This is a genomic window from Micromonospora sp. M71_S20 (genome assembly GCF_003664255.1).
Lineage (GTDB): Bacteria > Actinomycetota > Actinomycetes > Mycobacteriales > Micromonosporaceae > Micromonospora.
This window is the reverse complement of the sequence record NZ_RCCV01000001.1, coordinates 4,794,865-4,814,464: the sequence shown is the minus strand read 5'-3', so window position 1 is coordinate 4,814,464 and position 19,600 is coordinate 4,794,865. Positions and strand designations below refer to the sequence as shown.

At 73.8% G+C, this 19,600-nt stretch carries 19 protein-coding genes; 10 read left to right on the top strand and 9 right to left on the bottom strand.

Features of this window, described 5'->3' with window-relative positions:
• Positions 1 to 131: 131 nt before the first annotated feature.
• From DER29_RS20700 to DER29_RS20690, 3 genes are all read left to right on the top strand, one after another.
• On the top strand, positions 132 to 806 hold the full coding sequence (locus DER29_RS20700) for a response regulator transcription factor (RefSeq protein WP_121398834.1): 675 nt from the start codon (positions 132 to 134) through the stop codon (positions 804 to 806).
• Positions 803 to 2,158, top strand: a complete 1,356-nt coding sequence (locus DER29_RS20695) for a cell wall metabolism sensor histidine kinase WalK (RefSeq protein ID WP_121398833.1) — start codon at positions 803 to 805, stop codon at positions 2,156 to 2,158. The genes DER29_RS20700 and DER29_RS20695 overlap by 4 nt, the downstream gene beginning before the upstream one ends.
• Positions 2,159 to 2,274: 116 nt before the next feature.
• Positions 2,275 to 2,817: a GerMN domain-containing protein gene (locus DER29_RS20690; protein ID WP_199729485.1), complete on the top strand. Its 543-nt coding sequence runs from the start codon at positions 2,275 to 2,277 to the stop codon at positions 2,815 to 2,817.
• Between the two features lie 109 nt (positions 2,818 to 2,926).
• On the opposite strand, the gene DER29_RS20685 is transcribed toward DER29_RS20690, so the two are convergent.
• Positions 2,927 to 3,904 carry a hypothetical protein gene (locus DER29_RS20685; protein ID WP_233599969.1) on the bottom strand — a complete coding sequence of 326 codons (978 nt, stop codon included), beginning with the start codon at positions 3,902 to 3,904 and terminating at the stop codon, positions 2,927 to 2,929.
• A gap of 538 nt (positions 3,905 to 4,442) precedes the next feature.
• On the opposite strand from DER29_RS20685, the gene DER29_RS20680 reads away from it, so the two are divergent.
• Together DER29_RS20680 and DER29_RS34235 are read left to right on the top strand one after the other, a co-directional pair.
• Positions 4,443 to 8,969, top strand: a complete 4,527-nt coding sequence (locus DER29_RS20680; protein ID WP_121399372.1) for a HAMP domain-containing protein — start codon at positions 4,443 to 4,445, stop codon at positions 8,967 to 8,969.
• Positions 8,942 to 9,091, top strand: coding sequence for a hypothetical protein (locus DER29_RS34235; RefSeq protein WP_158619065.1), 150 nt, complete (start codon positions 8,942 to 8,944; stop codon positions 9,089 to 9,091). The genes DER29_RS20680 and DER29_RS34235 overlap by 28 nt, the downstream gene beginning before the upstream one ends.
• Positions 9,092 to 9,182: 91 nt before the next feature.
• Here the strand turns inward: DER29_RS34235 and DER29_RS20675 are convergent, their stop codons facing one another.
• The 4 genes from DER29_RS20675 to DER29_RS20660 all read right to left on the bottom strand — a co-directional run bounded on the left by DER29_RS20675 (position 9,183) and on the right by DER29_RS20660 (position 12,737).
• Positions 9,183 to 9,755, bottom strand: coding sequence for a GNAT family N-acetyltransferase (locus DER29_RS20675; RefSeq protein WP_121398831.1), 573 nt, complete (start codon positions 9,753 to 9,755; stop codon positions 9,183 to 9,185).
• Between the two features lie 134 nt (positions 9,756 to 9,889).
• Positions 9,890 to 10,717, bottom strand: a complete 828-nt coding sequence (locus tag DER29_RS20670) for an ABC transporter ATP-binding protein (RefSeq protein ID WP_121399371.1) — start codon at positions 10,715 to 10,717, stop codon at positions 9,890 to 9,892.
• Positions 10,718 to 10,764: 47 nt separating this feature from the next.
• Complete coding sequence (locus DER29_RS20665) at positions 10,765 to 11,790, bottom strand: iron chelate uptake ABC transporter family permease subunit (RefSeq protein WP_121398830.1); 1,026 nt, start codon at positions 11,788 to 11,790, stop codon at positions 10,765 to 10,767.
• Positions 11,787 to 12,737, bottom strand: coding sequence for an iron ABC transporter permease (locus tag DER29_RS20660; RefSeq protein ID WP_233599968.1), 951 nt, complete (start codon positions 12,735 to 12,737; stop codon positions 11,787 to 11,789). Before DER29_RS20660 ends, DER29_RS20665 begins: the two co-directional genes overlap by 4 nt.
• A 217-nt stretch (positions 12,738 to 12,954) precedes the next feature.
• On the opposite strand from DER29_RS20660, the gene DER29_RS20655 reads away from it, so the two are divergent.
• Positions 12,955 to 13,992, top strand: a complete 1,038-nt coding sequence (locus tag DER29_RS20655) for an ABC transporter substrate-binding protein (RefSeq protein WP_121398827.1) — start codon at positions 12,955 to 12,957, stop codon at positions 13,990 to 13,992.
• The gene (locus DER29_RS20650; RefSeq protein ID WP_121398826.1) at positions 13,989 to 14,834 is read left to right on the top strand and encodes a siderophore-interacting protein; all 846 of its coding nucleotides are present in this window, start codon (positions 13,989 to 13,991) and stop codon (positions 14,832 to 14,834) included. The genes DER29_RS20655 and DER29_RS20650 overlap by 4 nt, the downstream gene beginning before the upstream one ends.
• 75 nt (positions 14,835 to 14,909) lie before the next feature.
• Here DER29_RS20650 and DER29_RS20645 read toward each other — a convergent pair whose 3' ends face one another.
• Positions 14,910 to 15,395 (bottom strand): GNAT family N-acetyltransferase, encoded by a 486-nt coding sequence (locus DER29_RS20645; protein WP_121398825.1) that lies wholly within the window; start codon positions 15,393 to 15,395, stop codon positions 14,910 to 14,912.
• A 123-nt stretch (positions 15,396 to 15,518) separates the two neighbouring features.
• Between DER29_RS20645 and coaD the strand changes: the two genes are divergently transcribed.
• Positions 15,519 to 15,983: a pantetheine-phosphate adenylyltransferase gene (gene coaD / locus DER29_RS20640; RefSeq protein WP_121398824.1), complete on the top strand. Its 465-nt coding sequence runs from the start codon at positions 15,519 to 15,521 to the stop codon at positions 15,981 to 15,983.
• Between the two features lie 58 nt (positions 15,984 to 16,041).
• On the opposite strand, the gene DER29_RS20635 is transcribed toward coaD, so the two are convergent.
• Positions 16,042 to 16,539 carry a DinB family protein gene (locus tag DER29_RS20635; RefSeq protein WP_121398823.1) on the bottom strand — a complete coding sequence of 166 codons (498 nt, stop codon included), beginning with the start codon at positions 16,537 to 16,539 and terminating at the stop codon, positions 16,042 to 16,044.
• A 101-nt stretch (positions 16,540 to 16,640) separates the two neighbouring features.
• Between DER29_RS20635 and DER29_RS20630 the strand changes: the two genes are divergently transcribed.
• Positions 16,641 to 17,081: a hypothetical protein gene (locus DER29_RS20630; RefSeq protein WP_121398822.1), complete on the top strand. Its 441-nt coding sequence runs from the start codon at positions 16,641 to 16,643 to the stop codon at positions 17,079 to 17,081.
• Between the two features lie 130 nt (positions 17,082 to 17,211).
• Here the strand turns inward: DER29_RS20630 and DER29_RS20625 are convergent, their stop codons facing one another.
• Positions 17,212 to 17,475, bottom strand: coding sequence for a hypothetical protein (locus DER29_RS20625; protein WP_091635044.1), 264 nt, complete (start codon positions 17,473 to 17,475; stop codon positions 17,212 to 17,214).
• Positions 17,476 to 17,763: 288 nt separating this feature from the next.
• Positions 17,764 to 18,744, bottom strand: a complete 981-nt coding sequence (locus tag DER29_RS20620; RefSeq protein WP_121398821.1) for a helix-turn-helix domain-containing protein — start codon at positions 18,742 to 18,744, stop codon at positions 17,764 to 17,766.
• A gap of 117 nt (positions 18,745 to 18,861) precedes the next feature.
• Between DER29_RS20620 and DER29_RS20615 the strand changes: the two genes are divergently transcribed.
• Complete coding sequence (locus tag DER29_RS20615; RefSeq protein WP_233599966.1) at positions 18,862 to 19,575, top strand: class I SAM-dependent methyltransferase; 714 nt, start codon at positions 18,862 to 18,864, stop codon at positions 19,573 to 19,575.
• Positions 19,576 to 19,600: the final 25 nt, after the last annotated feature.

Genomic DNA, 19,600 nt, shown 5'->3' with positions numbered 1-19,600 from the left:
CACGGATGTTCCCCACCACCCTCGGTGCCGCCCGTGGCGCCGGTCACGCGGTTGTATGACAGTTGCGTGACAAAACCGCCGGACGCCGGACACGGTTGGGCACCCGCCGCCGCCTTGGGGATGATGCCGGTATGACGGACGTGCTGGTGATCGAGGACGACGACCGGATCCGTCTGGCGTTGCTGCTCGCGCTCGAGGACGAGGGCTACCGCGTCCGGGGCGTGGCCACCGCCGAGGAGGGCCTGCTGCGGCAGCGCCGGGAGCCGGCCGACACCGTACTGGTCGACCTGATGCTGCCGGGCCTCGACGGCTTCGAGTGCATCCGGCGGCTGCGCCGCGACGACGACGTGCCGATCGTGGTGGTCAGCGCCCGCGACGACACCCACGACATCGTCGCGGCACTGGAGGCGGGGGCCGACGACTACGTGGTCAAGCCGGTGGCGATCAAGGAACTGTCGGCGCGGCTGCGCGCCCTGCGGCGCCGGGCCCGGGCGGCGCCCGACCCCGTACCGGTGCTCACCTTCGGGCAATTGGAGATCAGCCCGGACGCCGGGGAGGTGCGCCTGGGCGGGCGGCCGGTGCCGGTCACCCGCACCGAGTTCCGGCTGCTGTGCGAGCTGGCCGAGCACGCCGGTCGGGTGCTGTCGCGCCACCAGTTGCTGCAACGGGTCTGGGGCTACGACACCGGTGACGAGCGGCTCGTCGACGTGCACGTGGGCCGGCTGCGGCAGAAGATCGAGGACGATCCGGGCAACCCCCGGCACCTGGTCACCCTGCGCGGCCTCGGCTACAAGCTGACCCGGTGAGGCGCCTCGGACTGCGGGCCCGGGTGTCCGCCGGTTTCGCGGTCGGCGCGTTGCTGCTGTCCGCCTCGATGGCGCTGGTCTCGTACGAGCTGACCAGGCGATCCCTGCTCGACGAGCGGGAGCGCACCGCCGTGCGGGCGGCGTACTTCGACGCGGCGGTGGTGCGTACCGGCCTGGATACGGACGCCCCCGACGTGGTGGAGGTGCTGCGGTCGCTCGACACCGGCGGCAACCGCCGGCCGCTGCTGCACCGCGGCGACGACTGGTACGCCCGCACGGCCGACGCCGGCCTGACCGCCGCCATCCCGGTCGACCTGCAACAGCTCGTCCACGCCGGGGAACCGGCCGTGCAGCGGGTCCGGGTCAACGGCCAGCCCACCCTGCTCGTCGGCCTGCCGCTGGCCCCGTCCACCAGCTACTACGAGCTGACGTCGCTGCGGGAGCTGGACCAGACCCTGCGGGTCCTGGCGCTGGCGCTGACCGCCGTGGCCATCGTGGTCGCCGGGTCCGGCGCCGCCCTCGGCTGGTACGCCACCCGGCACAGCCTGCGGCCGCTGACGGCGGTGGCCGACGCCGCGCAGGAGATCGCGGCGGGCAACTTCTCCGCCCGGCTCGCCGCGACCACCGACCCCGACCTGACCCGGCTCTCCACGTCCTTCAACCACATGGTCGACCAGCTCTCCCGGCGCATCGAGCGGGACCGTCGCTTCGCCGCCGACGTCAGCCACGAGCTGCGCTCGCCGTTGCAGACCCTCTCGGCCGCGGCCAGCGTCCTGGCCCGTCGTCGGGCCCACCTCGACGAGCGCACGGCCACCGCCGCCGGCCTGGTGGCCGACGAGATCACCCGGTTCCAGCAGCTCGTCAACGACCTCATCCAGCTCGCCCGCAGTGACCAGCCGGTCGACCGGGCGCCGGTCGACGTGGCGGCGCTGGCCCGCCGCGCCTGTCAGGTCCGCGGGCTGCCGGACACGCTCGTCCGGGTCGACGCGGGTGTCGCCCCCACCTGGCTGGTCGACGAGCGTCGGGTCGAGCAGATCCTGGCCAACCTGGTCGACAACGCGCTGCGCCACGGTGGCGGCCCGGTGGCCGTGCGGCTGTCGCAGCGGGACGGCACGGGGATCGTCGAGGTCGACGACGAGGGGCCGGGCGTGCCGCCGGAGGACCGCGACCCCATCTTCGACCGCTTCGTCCGTGGCCGGGCCGCGCACTCGCGTGGCGACGGCGACGGCACCGGGCTCGGGCTGGCCATCGTCGCGCAGCACGCCGCCGCGCACCGGGGGCGGGCCGGCGCGGGCGACCGCCCCGGCGGGGGCGCCCGCTTCCGGGTCGAGCTGCCCGGGGTACTGCCGTGATCCGCCGCGCGCCCGGGCGTCCGCCGCCCGCCGGGACCAGCCGCGCGCCCGCGAGCCCTGCGCCCGCGTCCCGCCGCCGGAGCCGGTGGCGCGGCGTCGGTGGCGCGCTCGTCGTCCTGGGACTGCTGGGCGGCTGCGGCGTCCCGACCGAGAGCGCCCCGCGCGCCGTGGCGCCCCCACCCGGGCCGTTCCCCTCGCCGGGGGCGGTCGTGGCGACGCCGACCCCCACCCTGACGGCCGGGCGGACGACGGAGGTTCTCTGCTTCGTACGCGACGACCGGCTGGTCCGCGTCGAGCGTCGGGTCGACGGCACGCCCACCGTCGACGCCCAGCTCCAGCACCTGCTGGCCGGCCCGAGCACCGCCGAGCGCGACGACGGCCTCACCACGGCGCTGCCCGGGGCCGTGCCGGTCGCCGCCGCCCGGCCCCGGGGCAACGAGGTCGACGTGGAGCTCGGCGGGGCCGGCGACGAGACGGGCCGCAGCGACGAGGTCCTCGCCTTCGGGCAGATCGTCTGCACCCTGACCGCCCGCTCCGACGTCGACACCGTGGCCTTCTTCCGGGGTGGGGCCCCGCTGGGGGTCCCGCGTGCCGACGGGTCGCTGTCCCGGCGGCCCCTGGCCGCCGACGACTACGCCGGCCTCGTGGCACCCCGCTGACGGGACCGGCCCGCGCCGCCGGCGCCCCGACGGCGACCCGCCCGGTGCCCGACGCCGCCCGCCGGACACTCCCGATGGCGGCCCGCCCCGGGGCGTCGCGTCGGCGGGGTCAGCCGCTGAGGGCGGCGAGGAACCGGTCGGGGAAGGCGTCCATCGGCCAGACCGGCGCGCGCGGTCCGGGCATCACCCCGAGCGCCTCGTCCACCCGCACCAGCACGGCCACGTCGTCGCGGCCGACGCCGCGCAGCAGGTCGATGGCGGTCGCCCGGATCTGGCCGACGATCATCGTGACAGGCAGCGCCGGGTCGGACGCGAGCAGCCGGCCGGCGACCCGTACCGCCGTCATGGCCGCCTCGTCGGCCCGCGCCGCGTGGCGGTCGGCGTCCTCGCCGGTGAGGTCGGTCGCCACCGCCTCGCCCGCGGCGCGTACGGCGGCGGCCAGGGCGGGCAGCGCGTCGCCCAGCTCCGGCGGCGTCCCCGTGCACAGCCGGGTCAGCGTCACCCCGGCGCGGGCCAGCACCCGGACGTTGCGCACGGCGTAGTCCAGCTGCCGGGTGGTCGCCTCCACGTCCCGCACCTGCCCGACGTGCCGCCGCCGGCGGACGTGGAACCGCAGCGTCTCCCCGGTGGCCCGGACCGCCGTGCACAGCCGGTCCACGCAGTCGTCCAGCTCCCGGGCCCGGTCCAGCGCCGCCCGGGCGGCGGTCTCGTCGCAGCGGGCGAGCGCGTCGTCGAGCGCGTCGAGCACCTCGGCCAGGTCGGCGAAGCTCTGCCGGGCCTCCCTGATCAGCGGGGCGAGCGGGTCGCGGGCCGCCAGGAGCTGGCTCGCGGCCAGCGCGACCGCGCCGCCGATCAGCGCGTCGACGAACCGGAAGGGCATCAGCGTGCCGCTGGGCGCGGCCACTGCCACCAGGTACATCGCGGAGACCGCCGCCTGCACCACGAGGGTGGTGCGCGCCCCGATCGCCACCATCAGGCCGGTGGTCAGCAGCAGCACCAGGAGGACGGTGCCGGTGCCGGGACCGAGCGCGTACACCAGCAGCTCGGCGACGAGCACGCCGGCCGCGACCCCGAACAGGATCTCCACCCGTCTGCCGGACCCGCCGCCCCCGCGCCTCGCCCAGGACGACCAGCGCCGCCGTGGGGGCGAAGAACGGGTCCGGATGACCGATCACCCGGGCGGCGAGGACCCAGGCCACCGTCGCGGCGAGGACCAACTCGACCACCGTCGTGCCGTTGCGCCGGATCCGCCCGCCCACGCCCCGCCATCACTGTCGCACCGTCCGTACCCCTTCTCCGGTGGGGCGCGCTCCACACCGGACCCGTGCGCCGGGCCGGCGTCGAGGACCGCCCCGGCGAGTCCCCCGTTCCGGTCGGACCGGTTCGAGCGTCGCCTCTACCCGCGCCGTGCCCCCGGTAACCGTGCTGGTCACCGTGCCGCGGCGCAGCCGCCGGACGGCGGGCGTCGCGGGGCGCCGGCCGGCGCGCGTGCGACGACCGGGCTGTGCATACTTGCGCGGTCGATGTTGTGCCGGCGGGCGGGCCCCCGGCCGTTCCGCGAGGTGGTTGTGGTGGTCGAGAAGACGGCGGCGCGGCGCAATCCGGCGACCGGTGGGGCCGCGGCGATGGCCGACCCGGGGCTCCGGCAGCTGTTGGCCGGCCTGACGGCGGTGCGGGACGGTGACTTCGGCACCCGGCTGCCCGAGGACGCCGACGGACTGCTCGGGGAGATCGCCACCGTCTTCAACGGCATGGTCGACCAGCTGTCGCTGTTCACCTCCGAGGTGACCCGGGTGGCCCGGGAGGTGGGCACGGAGGGGCAACTGGGCGGCCAGGCCGAGGTGCCCGGGGTGTCGGGCACCTGGAAGGACCTCACCGACTCGGTCAACGCCATGGCGGGCAACCTGACCGACCAGGTCCGCGACATCGCCGAGGTGGCCACGGCGGTGGCCCGGGGCGACCTGTCGCAGAAGATCACCGTGGACGTGCGCGGCGAGATCCTGGAGTTGAAGATCACCATCAACACGATGGTGGACCAGCTGTCGTCGTTCGCCGACGAGGTGACGCGGGTGGCCCGGGAGGTCGGCAGCGAGGGCCGCCTCGGCGGACAGGCCGAGGTGCCCGGCGTGGCCGGCACCTGGCGCGACCTCACCGACTCGGTGAACTTCATGGCCGGCAACCTGACCAGCCAGGTCCGCAACATCGCCCAGGTCACCACCGCCGTGGCCCGGGGCGACCTGTCGCAGAAGATCACCGTCGACGCCCGGGGCGAGATCCTGGAGCTCAAGAGCACCATCAACACGATGGTGGACCAGCTGTCGTCGTTCGCCGACGAGGTGACCCGGGTGGCCCGCGAGGTCGGCACCGACGGGCGGCTCGGCGGTCAGGCCCAGGTCAGCGGCGTCGCGGGCACCTGGCGCGACCTCACCGACTCGGTGAACTCCATGGCGGTCAACCTCACCGACCAGGTGCGCAGCATCGCGCAGGTGGCCACGGCGGTGGCCCGGGGCGACCTGTCGCAGAAGATCACCGTCACCGCGCACGGCGAGATCCTGGAGCTGAAGAACACCAACAACACGATGGTGGACCAGCTGTCGTCGTTCGCCGACGAGGTGACCCGGGTGGCCCGCGAGGTCGGCACCGAGGGCCGCCTCGGCGGCCAGGCGGACGTCAAGGGCGTCTCCGGCACCTGGAAGGACCTCACCGAGTCGGTCAACGTCATGGCGGACAACCTCACCGCCCAGGTGCGCAGCATCGCCGAGGTGACCACCGCCGTGGCGAAGGGCGACCTGACCCAGAAGATCCGGGTCGACGCGCGCGGCGAGATCCTGGCGCTGAAGGAGACCATCAACACGATGGTCGACCAGCTCTCCGCGTTCGCCGACGAGGTGACGCGGGTGGCCCGGGAGGTGGGCACCGAGGGCCGCCTCGGCGGCCAGGCCCGGGTGTCCAATGTCGGCGGGACCTGGAAGGACCTCACCGACAACGTCAACGAGATGGCCAACAACCTCACCAACCAGGTGCGCTCGATCGCGCTGGTCGCCACCGCCGTCGCCCAGGGCGACCTGAGCCGGCAGATCACCGTGGAGGCCAAGGGCGAGGTGGCCGTGCTCGCCCAGACCATCAACACGATGGTCGGCACGCTCGGCGCGTTCGCCGACGAGGTGACGCGGGTGGCCCGCGAGGTGGGCACCGAGGGCCGCCTCGGCGGCCAGGCGCGGGTGCCGAACGTGGCCGGCACCTGGAAGGACCTCACCGACAACGTCAACTCGATGGCGAACAACCTCACCGGCCAGGTCCGCAACATCGCCCAGGTCACCACCGCGGTGGCCCAGGGCGACCTGACCAAGAAGATCGACGTCGACGCGCGCGGCGAGATCCTGGAGCTGAAGACCACCATCAACACGATGGTGGACCAGCTGTCGTCGTTCGCGGCCGAGGTGACGCGGGTGGCCCGGGAGGTCGGCAGCGAGGGCCGCCTCGGCGGGCAGGCCGAGGTCGAGGGCGTCTCCGGCACCTGGAAGCGGCTCACCGAGAACGTCAACGAGCTGGCCGGAAACCTCACCCGCCAGGTGCGCGCCATCGCCGAGGTGACCAGCGCCGTGGCCACCGGCGACCTGACCCGCTCCATCACCGTGGACGCCCCCGGCGAGGTCGGCGAGCTGAAGGACAACATCAACTCGATGGTGGAGTCGCTGCGCGAGACCACCCGCACCAACCAGGAACAGGACTGGCTCAAGACCAACCTGGCCCGCATCGCCGGCCTGATGCAGGGCCACCGCGACCTGGACGTGGTCGCCGGTCTGGTGATGAACGAGCTGGCCCCGCTGGTCTCCGCGCAGCTCGGCACGTTCCTGCTGGTGGACGACGGCCCCGGCGGGACCGGCCTGCGGGTCGTCGGCGGGTACGGGCACGACACCACCGGCCGCCGGTACGCCCTCGGCGACTCCCTCGTCGGGCAGGCCGCGGTGAGCAAGCGGGCCATCGTGGTGGACACCGTGCCGGCCGACTACGTCACCGTCTCCTCCAGCCTCGGCGCCGCCGCCCCGCTGCACCTGGTGGTGCTGCCGATCCTCTTCGAGGACCAGGTGCTCGGCGTCATCGAGCTGGCCAGCATGAGCCGCTTCACCGAGGTGCAACGCGACTTCCTCGACCAGCTGACCGAGACCATCGGCGTCAACGTCAACACCATCGTCGCCAACGCCCGCACCGACGTGCTGCTCACCGAGTCGCAGCGCCTCGCCGCGGAGTTGCAGGCCCGCTCGGAGGAGTTGCAGGCACGCTCCGAGGAACTCCAGCGCTCCAACGCCGAGCTGGAGGACAAGGCGGCCCTGCTGGCCCGGCAGAACCACGACATCGAGACGAAGAACTCCGAGATCGAGCAGGCCCGGCAGGAGCTGGAGGCCCGCGCCCAGCAGCTCGCCCTCGCCTCCAAGTACAAGTCGGAGTTCCTCGCCAACATGAGCCACGAGCTGCGTACGCCGCTGAACTCGCTGCTCATCCTCGCCCAGCTGCTCGCGCAGAACCCGAACCGCAACCTGACCGCCAAGCAGGTCGAGTACGCCACGGTCATCCACTCGGCCGGCACCGACCTGCTCCAGCTCATCAACGACATCCTCGACCTGTCCAAGGTGGAGGCCGGCAAGATGGACATCAACCCGGAGACCTTCGAGCTGGCCGCGCTGCGCGACTACGTCGACGCCACCTTCCGGCCGCTGACCACGCCCCGGGGCCTGGAGCTGGAGATCAGCACCGGCCCGGGCGTGCCGACCGAGCTGCACACCGACGAGCAGCGGCTGCGGCAGGTGCTGCGCAACCTGGTCTCCAACGCGGTCAAGTTCACCGAGAAGGGGCGGGTGCGGCTGCGCATCGAGCGGGCCGCGCCGGGCGAGCTGCCCGAGGGGCTCGCCCCGACGGACACCGTCCTCGCGTTCCGGGTGATCGACACCGGGATCGGCATCGCCGAACAGCACCTGACCGCCATCTTCGACGCGTTCCAGCAGGCCGACGGCACGACCAGCCGGCGGTACGGGGGCACGGGCCTCGGGCTGTCCATCAGCCGGGAGATCGCCCACCTGCTCGGCGGCCGGATCCAGGCGCACAGCGTGCTCGGCCGGGGCAGCACGTTCACCCTCTACCTGCCCGTCGGGCCGGTGCCCGCCGGGACCGGCGACGCGGCTGCGGACGACCGCCCGACCGGCCCGTCGCCGGCAACGGGCCGTGCCGGCGCGCTGCCCTGGACGCCGCCGGCCAGCTTGCCCTGGGCGGCCCCGGCCACCCTGCCGCCGGCCGTGACGCTGCAGCCCGGCGAGGTCCGCCGGATGCTCGTGCTGGAGCGCCACGACAAGGGGCTGCTGACGCTGCTCGCCCAGGGCGTCGCGGCGGACCTGGGCGACGCGCACCCGCCGGTGGAGATCTCCACCGCGGTGGACGTGGCCTCGGCGCTCGAGTCGCTCGCCGGCGGGCGGCACCACGTCATGGTGCTCCAGCTCGACCTGCCCGACGACGGCGGTACGAACCTGCTGAAGGCGCTGCACGACGATCCGGTGCTGCGCGGGGTGCCCGTGCTGGCGTACCACGGCCACCCGCTGCCGCCCGGCTCGCAGGCCCTGTTGCAGGCGCTGGCCCACGAGCGGCCGCTGGAGGTCCTGCGCAGCCTGGACGACCTGCGCGAGCGGATCGCCCTGCACCTGACGGCGGTGACCCCGGAGCGGGTGCTGCCGTTCGCCGCGGTGGTGCCCGACGTCCGTCCCGCCGTCGACGCCCTGCCCGCCGACCTGGCCGGCCGCAAGGTGCTGGTGGTGGACGACGACGCGCGCAACGTCTTCGCGCTGACCAACATCCTGGAGCTGCACGGGCTCGACGTGGTCTACGCGGAGAACGGCCGGCAGGGCATCGAGACGCTGATGCGCCACGACGACATCGACCTCGTGCTGATGGACGTCATGATGCCGGAGATGGACGGCTACGCCGCGACGGCGGCGATCCGCGCCATGCCCCGCTACGCCGACCTGCCGATCATCGCGGTGACCGCGAAGGCGATGCACGGCGACCGGGAGAAGAGCATCTCCTCCGGCGCCAGCGACTACGTCACGAAGCCGGTCGACGCCGCCGACCTGTTGCAGTGCATCCACCGCTGGCTGCACGGCTGACCCGTCGCGCCGCTCCCGCCGCCGACCAGTCCGACTACGTCTGCGTCACCGGCGTCCAGCGCAGCCGGGCCGCGGCGGACAACGCCGCCGGCCCGGGCCGGGTGCTGCGACCGGGCGGTTGAGCCGCTGACGCTCCCCGGGCGGGCGACCGCCCGGGGAGCACCGGCCACGACGCCGGCCGTTGCGTGCGGGACCCGCCGGCCGTCCCCGCGCTCAGGGCCGGCCGGCCTCGAACGTCTCGCGGTCGAGGAAGAGCAGCCGGGCCCGCTTGCCGTTCACGTCGATCAGCGGGCCGGCGACGAAGCCGGTGCGCAGGAGCCGCTCCACCGCCTTGTCGTTGCGCGCGTCCGGCTCCATCACGACGCGCCGGTGTCGCGGGTCGGCGAAGACGAAGTCGAGGAACACGCGCAACAGGGTGCCGGTGAAGCCCCGCTCGGCCGTGTCGGGCGGGCCGATCAGCAGGTGGGCCCCGTGGTCGCCGGGCTGGACCGGGTAGCACTCGCCGACCGGGTCGGCGGCCGGCTCGTAGGTCTGGAACAGCGCCACCGGCGTGCCGTCGCGGTGTGTCAGCCAGGCGTGGTGGGTGGGCAAGGAGTCCAGGTAGCGGTAGATCTCCCCGACCCGGTCCCGGCCGGCGTCGCGCATGCCCCAGAAGCGGGCGCGTTCCTGGCTGACCCAGGCGTGGATCAGGTCGATGTCGGTGTCGGTGTCGGGGTCGACGGGGCGGATGGTCACCCGGCCGAAGCCGTCGACATCCTGGCGGTAGGTGCTGGCGAGATCACGCATCGTGTGCCACCGTACGATGATTCCGGTCGATGCGCGAGTAGGTCGACCCCCGGCGCGGCGCGGGCGGTCCGGCGGCCCCGGCCGGCGGCGCGAACGCCCCTCACCCGCCCGCGCCCGTCACCCGCCCACAGCTATCACCCGCCGGCGGCGGCGACCGTCGGGGCGCTCGCGGGGGCCCGGCGGCGGGCGGCGGGGACCACCAGCGGGGTGCCGCTCTCCGGGTCGTCGATCACGCGGCAGGGCAGGCCGAAGACCTCCTCGACCAGCTCGGCGGTGACCACCTCCCGGGGGGCGCCGGCGGCGACCACCCGCCCCTCGCGCATCGCGATCAGGTGCGTCGCGTAGCGGGCGGCGTGGTTGAGGTCGTGCAGCACCGCCACCAGCGTGCGGCCCTGCTCCTCGTGCAGCCGGGCGCAGAGGTCGAGGATCTCGATCTGGTGGGCGATGTCCAGGTAGGTGGTCGGTTCGTCGAGCAGCAGCAGGGGGGTCTGCTGGGCCAGCGCCATCGCGATCCACACCCGCTGCCGCTGCCCGCCGGAGAGCTCGTCGACGGCCCGGTCGGCCAGGTCGGCGACCCCGGTGGCGGCCATCGACTCGGTGACCACCCGCTCGTCCTCGCGCGACCACTGCCGCAGCAGCCCCTGGTGCGGGTAGCGGCCGCGGGCGACGAGTTCGGCGACGCCGATGCCGTCCGGCGCGACGGACGTCTGCGGCAGCAGGCCGAGGGTGCGGGCCACGCTGCGGGCGGGCTGCCGGTGGATGTCCTCGCCGTCGAGCAGCACCGCCCCGGCGGCCGGCTTCAGCAGCCGGGACAGGGCCCGCAGCAGGGTGGACTTGCCGCAGGCGTTGGGGCCGATGATGACCGTGAAGGACCGGTCGGGCACGGCGACGCTCAGGTCCTGGGCGATGGTCCGCCGCTCGTAGGCGAGGGTCATCGCGGTGCCGCTCAGCCGGGACTGCATGCTCGGTGCTCCGTTCTCGTCGTGGGTGGCCCGCCGGCCGGGCCCGGTCACAGCCGGCCGGCCCGGCGCTCGGTGGCCAGCAGCCAGACCAGGTAGGCGCCGCCGAGCACGCCGGTCACCACGCCGACCGGCAGCTGGTGCCCGGGGAAGGCCCGCAGCGCGAGCTGGTCGGCGGCGACCAGGAGGACCGCGCCGACGGCCGCCGAGGGCAGCAGGTTCGGCCCCGGGGCCCGGGTCAGCCGCCGCGCGAGGTGTGGCGCGGTGAGGGCCACGAAGTTCACCGGCCCGGCGGCGGCCGCCGCGAGGGAGACCAGCAGCACCGCCGTCGCGAGCACGACCAGGCGCAGCCGCTCCACGCGTACGCCGAGGGCGGCGGCGGTGTCGTCGCCCATCTCGACCAGCCGCATCGCCGGCCCGTAGCCGGCCAGCATGAGGGGCACCAGCACCCCCAGTGCGATCAGCAGCGGCAGCGCGTTCGACCAGCCGCGGCCGTCGAGGCTGCCGGTGAGCCAGAGCACGGCGCGGGCGGCGTCCATCAGCGGGGCCCGGGTGAGCAGCCAGCCGTTGACCCCGGTGAGGATCGCCATGGTGCCGATGCCGACCAGGATCAGCCGGTATCCGTGCACGCCGCGCCGCCAGGACAGCGCGTAGACGAGCGCGCCGGTGACCAGCCCGCCGACCACCGCCGACGAGGCCAGCGCCAGGCTGCTGCCGCCGAGCACCACCACGACGAGCGCCCCGGTGGCCGCGCCCTGGGTGAAGCCGAGCATGTCGGGGCTGCCCAGCGGGTTGCGTACCAGTGACTGGAAGACCGCGCCGGCCAACGCCAGCGCGGCGCCGACGCAGAGCGCGGTGACCACCCGGGGCAGCCGTAGCTCGGTGACGATGAACTCCTCGGCCGGGGTGCCCCGGCCGGTGAGGGCGCGCAGCACGTCGGCGGGGCTCATCGGGTAGTCGCCGCTGCCGATGGCGAGCACGCTCAGCGCCAGGGCCAGCAGCACGCAGGCGACGCCGACGGCGACGGCGCGGGGACGCAGCCGCAGGGACAGGCTGCGGGTACGGAGGGTGATCACGGGTGGGCCACCCGCCCGCGCTGCACCAGCCAGAGGAAGAGCGGCCCGCCGGCCACGGCGGTCACGAGCCCGACCTGGAGCTCGCCGGGGCGGCTCAGCACCCGCCCGAGCACGTCGGCGCCGAGCAGCAGCACCGGCGCCAGCACCATGCAGTACGGCAGCAGCCAGCGCAGGTCCGGCCCGGTGAGCGCGCGCACCAGGTGCGGCACCAGCAGCCCGACGAAGACGATCGGCCCGCAGGCGGCGGTGGCGGCGCCGCAGAGCAGCGTGATCGCCAGGATGACCGCGCCCCGGACCAGGGCCGGGCGGGCGCCGAGCGCGCGCGCCGCGTCGTCGCCGAGCGCCAGCGCGTTGAGCGGGCGGGCGACGGCCAGGGCGACCAGCAGGCCCGCCGCCATGAACGGCGCGACCGTGCGGACGGTCGACGGTTCGGCGCTGGCCAGCGAGCCGACCGTCCAGAACCGCAGCCGTTCCAGCGAGGCCGTGTCCACCAGCATCACCGCGCTGACGTACGAGTAGAGGGTGGCGTTGAGCGCCGCGCCGGCCAGCGCCAGCCGCGCGGGGGTGGCCCCGCGCCCGCCGCCGACGGCGTACACGGCGGCGGTGACGGCCGCCGCGCCGAGCAGGGCGAACCACACCTGCCCGCCGACGCCGCCGATGCCGAACAGCAGCGCCCCGGTGGCCACCGCCGCCGAGGCGCCGGCGTTGATGCCGAGCAGGCCGGGGTCGGCGAGCGGGTTGCGGGTCAGCGCCTGCATCACCGCGCCGGCGACGCCGAGCGCCGCCCCGGCGAGCAGGCCGAGCAGCGTACGCGGCAGCCGCATGCGGTGCACGACGGCGTACTCGGCGGCGTCGCGGTCCAGCAGGCCCTGCCACACGTCGGTGAGGGGGAGCTGTTTGGCGCCCACGGCGATGCTGAGCACCGCGACGGCCGCGAGCAGCAGCACCGACGCCGCGAGCCCGGCGGCCCGCAGCGCGGTCCGGCCGGGCCGGCGTACGGCCGGCGGTGCCGGCGGCGCGCCGACGCGGGGGGAGAGGGTGGCGGACAGTGTGGGCTCCGATGTGGTGCGGAATTCCGAACGGGACTTGACAGCCGTTTAGGTTAGGTTAACCTAACCCCGCTGTCCATGGTCATTCGTCCGACCCTGATCGAAAGACACCGCCATGCCGCATCCCGTGTCCGCCCGCCGCCTCTCCCGCCGGGGCCTGCTCGCCGCCGGTGGCGCCGCCACCCTGGCGGCCCTGCTCGCCGGCTGCGGCGGGGACGAGGACTCCGCCACCCCCGCCGCCAAGGATTCCGGCGGGCCGTGGTCGTTCACGGACGACCGCAACGAGAAGGTGAGCGCCCCCGCCCGGCCGACCCGGGTGGTCGCCTTCACGGGGGTCGCGGCCGCGCTTGTCGACTTCGGGCTCGACAAGCAGATCGTCGGCGTGTTCGGCGAGACGAAGCGCTCCGACGGCACCAAGGACCCGCAGGCCGGCGACCTCGACGTCGAGTCCGTGGAGATCCTCGGCAACGTCTGGGGCGAGTTCAACCTGGAGAAGTACGCCGCCCTGCGGCCCGAGCTGCTCGTCACCCACATGTACGACCCGGGCGCCTTCTGGTACGTGCCGGACGAGAGCAAGGGCAAGATCCTCCCGCTCGCCCCCGCCGTCACCGTGACCACCGCCCGGGTGCCGATGACCAAGCCGATCGAGCGGTACGCGCAGCTCGCCGAGTCCCTCGGCGCCGACCTGTCCGCCAAGAAGGTCACCGACGCCAAGGCCCGCTTCGAGGCCGCCGCCGAGTCGGTCCGCCAGGCGGTCAAGGCGAATCCGGGCATCAAGGTGCTCGCCTGCTCCGGCAGCCCCGACCTGTTCTACGCCTCCAACCCCAAGGTCAGCACCGACCTGATGTACTTCGCCGAGCTGGGCGTCGACATCGTCGTGCCCACCAAGCTCGAGGCCGGCGACTACTTCGAGGCCCTGAGCTGGGAGAACGCGGGCAAGTTCCCGGCCGACCTGCTCCTGCTCGACAACCGCAACACCGCCCTTCAGCCCAAGGACCTGGCCGCCAAGCCGACGTGGCAGCAGCTGCCGGCCGTCAAGGCCAACCAGATCGCCGCGTGGGACGCGGTGCCCCGCTTCTCGTACGCTGGCGCCGCGCCGCTGCTGGAGAACCTGGCCACCGCCATCAAGGGCGCGAAGAAGGTCACCCCGTGACCACCGCCGTCGCCGTCCAGTACCGCCTCTTCGCCGCGCAGGTCGTCGGCGCCCGCCGCGTCGGCGCTTCCCTGGTCCGGGTCACCTTCGGCGGGCCGGAGCTGGCCGACTTCGCCGGTGGCGGCCGGGACCAGAGCGTCTCGCTGTTCCTGCCGCACCCCGGCCAGCCCGAGCCGGTGCTCCCCGTCGAGGCGGGGGAGGACTGGTTCGGCGCCTACCGGGCCATGGACCCCGACGTGCGCGCGGTGATGCGCTCGTACACCATCCGGGAGCAGCGCACCGAGGTGGCCGAGGTGGACATCGACTTCGTCAGCCACGGCGACACCGGCCCCGCCTCCCGCTGGGCCCGGCACGCCCTGCCGGGCGACCGGGTGGTGCTGCTCGGCCCGGCCGTGCACGACAACCGCAGCGTCTGCTTCCGCCCCCCGGTCGGCACGGACTCCGTCCTGCTGGTGGCCGACGAGACCGGGCTGCCGGCCGCCGCCGGGATCCTGGCCTGGCTGCCGCCCGGCACCCCGGTGCGGGCCTGGATCGAGGTCCCCGACGCGGGGGACATCCAGGAGCTGCCCACCGAGGCGCGGGCCGAGGTGCGCTGGATCGTGCGCGGCGGCACCGCCCCCGGCAGCACGCTGCTGGCGGACGCGGTGCGCGCCGCCCGGCTGCCGGCCGGCACCCCGTACGCCTGGATCGCCGGCGAGTCCTCGATGGTGCGCTCGGTGCGCCGGCACCTCGTCGGCGAGCGCGGCCTGGACCGCCGCCACGTCACCTTCTCCGGCTACTGGCGCCGGGGCGCCTCCGAGGAGGACCTGCGCGCCGAGGTCGTCGCGAAGGCCGCCGTCTGAGCGACGCCGCCGTCGCGCCGGATCCCACCCGCCGGGGGTGGGCGTCCCGGCGCGCGGCGGCGTCCGTCGTGCCGGTCAGAATTCCCGGTACATGACGTGCAGGCCCACCCGGCCGAGGGTGGGATGGCGGAACGCGCCGGGCACCGTGCCCACCACGGCGAACCCCTCCCGCCGGTACAGCTCCACGGCGGTGGCGTTGCTCGCCACCACGGCGTTGAACTGCATCCCGGCGTACCCCCGCTCCCGGGCCCAGTCGACGGCGTGCCGGCACAGCGCGGTGCCCAGGCCTCGCCCGCGCGCCGCGCGGGCCACCATGAAGCTCGCGGTGGCGACGTGCGAGCCCGGCCCGGGGCGGTTGGTGCCCATCTTCGCGGTGCCCAGCACCGCGTCGCCGTCGACCGCGACCACCGTCCGGCCGGGCGCGGCCTCCACCCACATGTCGTACGCCTGCTCGGCGGTCAGCTCCGGGTCGTAGGGGAAGGTCTCCCGCGCCCGGACCACCTCCTGGACGATCGGCCACACCTGGGCCCAGTCGGACTCGTGGAACTCGCGGATCCGCATCCGACGGATGCTATGGGCGGCCCGGCGCGGCGGCAAAGCGTTTTGCCCGGCCGCGGCACCGGCGCGCCGTCGCGGGCTCGGGTTGAGGGTGGCGGGGTCTGCCGACCTACCTACAGTCGGGCCATGAGCACTTCGACAGCACGCACCCCCGGTCGCGTACGCGTGCGAGCCGTCTACCCCGGCAGCTTCGATCCCTTCACTCCCGGGCATCTGGACGTGGTGAACCGGGCACGCGGCCTCTTCGACGAAGTGGTCGTGCTCGTCGCGGTCAACAGCACCAAGCAGCCGAGCGCCGACGAGGAGGAGCGAGCGGCCGCTGTCCGGGCCATCCTCCCGGTCGGGTGGACCTCCGTCACCGTTGCGGCCTGGAGCGGATTGACCTCCGCCTACTGCCGTCGCCACGACGTAGGAGTGATCGTCCGCGGCGTGCGTAACACCACCGACCTCCAGAGCGAGTACCGGCTCGCCGCGATGAACCAGTCGCTGGGCGTCCCCACGGTGTTCCTGCCCGCGCAGCCCGAACTGGCCGCGGTGTCCTCGACCGCGGTGCGCACGCTGGGGAAGGTGCCTTCGTCCACCCGGCCGTAGGCCGCCGGACATCGGCGCACCCCTCGTCGGACCGCCGCGGCATGAGCGGACGTCCGCGCTACCCGTCGACGAGCTGCTCCCGGAGAATGTCCGCGTGCCCACAGTGCTGGGCGAGCTCGCGCAGCATGTGGAGATACACCCATCGCAGCGGAAGCGGGCCCCGCCGGTTGCCGTGCAGGATGTCGTCCAGACCCAGGGACGACGTCGCACGGCGTGCTGCCTCGCAGGCTTCGCGGTGTGCGTGCTGGACGGTGGCGATCGTGTCGTCGGCATCGAGGATGAACGACTCGTCCGGCGTCGCGGGGATGCCGATCTCCGCGCGCGACCGGCACGTGACGGCTTCGTCGAACCAGACCTTCTCGACGAAGGTCGCGTGCTTCACAAGACCCAGCAGCGTGGTCCGGGAGGCCACCAACGACCGGCGCGCCTGTTCCTCTGTCAGCCCGTCCAGGCAGCCGTTGAGGGCACGACGGTGCTCGTCGAGGAACGCCTCGAACTGGGCGCGGGCTGGCTGGGTGACGACCTGGTCGGCGAAGGTGGGCGGGTAGGAGGGCATGGGAGAAGCATTCCAGACCGTCGCCCGGGAGCAGTGTCGGACATCGGCGGTGGCCCAGGCCGAGTGCGGGCGGTTCGGCTGGCACGGGCTAGTTTGCTCGGATGAGTTCCCTCGATGACGTCGCGAGGCGCGACGGTTGGCGATGCTGGGTGTGCGACGAGCCGGTCGACGCCGGCATGTCGGTGAACGACCCGCGTGGTCCCAGCGTCGACAGCCGCACCGCCGACAAGAAGGCCAAGGTCGCCGAGCGACTCGCGCACCGTGCCTGCAACACCCGCAAGGGCGCGGTCAAGGTGGTCATCGCCTGGCCGGAGCACCTGCACGTGGTGGAGCCCGCGCCACTGATCACCGTCGCCGAGCGACTCGCACGCAAGGGTGGCCGCGAGCTGGTCGCCCGCTGCCCGAGCGAGAAGGACGCCCAGGAGGCGGCGGACTGGCTGGTCGACCGGTTCTCCCGCCTGGTGCCCGGACTGCCGGTGACCGCGAGCGTCGACGCGGGCGGCGGACAGTACCTCGTCGCCCTGGCCGCCGGCCGCCGCTGACCGGTGGCCCTGGTCGGCGGGCCGCCGACCAGGGTCCGATCCGTGAGCGTCCGGCAGCCCGGGACCCGAGCCGCCACCGCCGCTGCACCGCGCGTATCGGCCGTCTCCAGCCGGTGACGTCAGTGGGCGATCAGAAGGGGGGTGCGTCCTCGCCCATCAACGCCAGCACGACGCCTCCCTTCCCGCTCTTGAGGCCCTGGACCACGACCTTGCCGGTGCTGCCGTCGGGCAACTCCAACGTGAAGGTCTTCCCGACCGCGTTCTTGGGGCCGTTGCCGGCGCTGTTGGCGGGTCGGAAGTCGCCCGCCCACGGCGGGGTCCCACCCTTGCGGGCGGGCTCGGCGAAGAGCGCGGCGGTGCCGGGGGTCCGGGTGCCGTCGGAGGATAGGAGCACTGAGGCGCTGCGATAGGTAGCCATATGCGGCAAGGCTATCCCGGACCGTGCCCGTTCGCGCCACCACAACTGCCGGGTAACGCGAACGGCTTCGAAAACGACCGTGCTCGTCCCACCCCTCGTGCCGTAGTCTGGACCTCCGCAGACGGTGTCGTATCGAGGCGTGGCCGTTCGTGGAACCAGTGTGCGGCGGTCGGCCGGGCCGTCGGACACGAGGAGTCGGCAAGGCCCTGGGACGAGACTGCCCGCCGCATCCACACCTGTCGTTGTGGCGGGGTGCACAGGTGTTCAGTCTCCGTGCAAGGTCGGGAACTGCTGGCGAAACTCGGAGGGCGACTGGCCGTAACGGGCGCGGAACGCCTGGCTGAAGTGCGCGGCGCTGGTGAATCCCCACCGGGCGGCGATCGCGTTGACCGGGCGGGCGGCGAGCCGGGTTTCGGCGAGGTCGCGTCGGCACCGGTCGAGGCGCTGTTCGCGGATCCAGCCTGCGACGGTGTGCCCCTCCCGCTGAAACAGCCTGTGGAGGTAACGCACGGAGATGTGGTGCGCCGCGGCGATCACGTTCGGGGTCAGGCCCGGGTCACCGAGGTGGTCGCGGATGAAGGCGTGGATGCGGGCGGTCAGCGCCCGCCGGCGCGTGTCCGCGGGGACGACGTTCCGGGTGTCCAGCGCGTCGGCCAACGCCGTGATCAGCACGTCGAGCGTCAGGGTGGCCAGACGCGCGGTCTCGGCCGGGGTCAGTTCGTCCATCTGGTCGGCGAGTTGCAGCAGGAAACGCGACGACAACGCGCCGACGCCGCGGGCACCGGGAATGCGGACGGCGCTCAGTTCGCGCAGTTCCCGGGGAGGAAACGGCAGCAGGGCCCGGGGGAAACGCAGGAGCAGCATCCGGCTCGTCGAATCGTCCGGGCGGAGTTCGGCCACGTACGGACGCGAGGTGTCGTAGAGCACGAGATCCCCGGCGCCGAACTCCGCGCGCCTGCCGTCCTGCGTCAGCGTGCCGCTGCCACTGACCATGCAGCTCACCTTGAACACTTCCGGATCGGCCTGCCGGATCAGCCGGGGCGTACGGCGCACCGAGTGCGCCATCGTCGTCATCAGGGTCGCCTGCACCGGGCCGAACTCGCTGATGCCGACCCGCGCCTCGAATCCGGCCTCCGCCTGCCGTTCCCGGGCCAGGTCGTACGGTACCCAGAGCTTCGCGCTGACCTCGCGCCAGAAGGCGAACCGGTCGCCCGGCGAGACGTCGGCAGTGCTGACAACGTCCATCGACCAACCATAGTGACCGACACGAGCGAGCCCATCCGGTTGATCCCGCGCGCGGCAGGGGCACGTGGTGTCTCCGCCTCCATGGCAGGATCGTGCATTCGACCCCGGAGCACCTGTTTGGGAGACGACCTGGTGAAGGCCGACCACTACGACAGTTTCGCCGAGCGCTACTCCGCGGACAACGAAGCCAACCTCATCAACGGCTACTACGAGCGGCCCGCGATGATCGGACTCGCCGGGGACGTGGACGGCCGACGGGTCCTCGACGCCGGCTGCGGTTCGGGTCCCCTGTCCGCGGCGCTCCGCGAGCGAGGGGCCATCGTGACCGGCTTCGACTCCAGCCCCGCGATGGTCCAGCTGGCCGAACGGCGACTGGGCGAGGACGCCACGCTGCTGGTCGCCGACCTCAGCGAGCCGCTTCCCTTCGCCGACGGTGCGTTCGACGACGTCGTCGTGTCCCTGGTCCTGCACTACCTGAAGGACTGGACTGCGCCCCTGGCCGAGCTGCGACGAGTCCTGAGACCAGGGGGGCGCCTCATCCTGTCCGTGAACCACCCGATGGTCTACACGGCGGTGCACCCGGACGCCGACTACTTCGCCCTCGCACGGTGGTCGGAGGACTACACGTTCGACGGGCACAGCACGGAGCTGACCTACTGGCACCGGCCGTTGCACGCGATGACGGATGCGTTCACCGACGCGGGCTTCCGCATCTCGGTCGTCAGCGAACCCCCCATGTCTCCCGAGACTCCGCGCGAGATTCTGCCCCCGCATCTCGTGGGCCGCACGTCGTTCATCTGCTTCATCTTCTTCGTCCTCGAAGCGCACTGAGCCCGGGCCGGTCCGCCGCCGGGCT

Excerpts from the sequence above, each read along its gene's own strand:
- DER29_RS20655 (WP_121398827.1), top strand. The coding sequence starts at position 12,955 with ATGCCGCATCCCGTGTCCGCCCGCCGCCTCTCCCGCCGGGGCCTGCTC.
- DER29_RS20670 (WP_121399371.1), bottom strand. The coding sequence starts at position 10,717 with ATGCAGTCCCGGCTGAGCGGCACCGCGATGACCCTCGCCTACGAGCGG.
- DER29_RS20680 (WP_121399372.1), top strand. The coding sequence starts at position 4,443 with ATGGCCGACCCGGGGCTCCGGCAGCTGTTGGCCGGCCTGACGGCGGTG.
- DER29_RS20635 (WP_121398823.1), bottom strand. The coding sequence starts at position 16,539 with ATGCCCTCCTACCCGCCCACCTTCGCCGACCAGGTCGTCACCCAGCCA.
- DER29_RS20700 (WP_121398834.1), top strand. The coding sequence starts at position 132 with ATGACGGACGTGCTGGTGATCGAGGACGACGACCGGATCCGTCTGGCG.
- DER29_RS20675 (WP_121398831.1), bottom strand. The coding sequence starts at position 9,755 with ATGCGTGATCTCGCCAGCACCTACCGCCAGGATGTCGACGGCTTCGGC.
- DER29_RS20620 (WP_121398821.1), bottom strand. The coding sequence starts at position 18,744 with ATGGACGTTGTCAGCACTGCCGACGTCTCGCCGGGCGACCGGTTCGCC.
- coaD (WP_121398824.1), top strand. The coding sequence starts at position 15,519 with ATGAGCACTTCGACAGCACGCACCCCCGGTCGCGTACGCGTGCGAGCC.
- DER29_RS20630 (WP_121398822.1), top strand. The coding sequence starts at position 16,641 with ATGAGTTCCCTCGATGACGTCGCGAGGCGCGACGGTTGGCGATGCTGG.
- DER29_RS20645 (WP_121398825.1), bottom strand. The coding sequence starts at position 15,395 with ATGCGGATCCGCGAGTTCCACGAGTCCGACTGGGCCCAGGTGTGGCCG.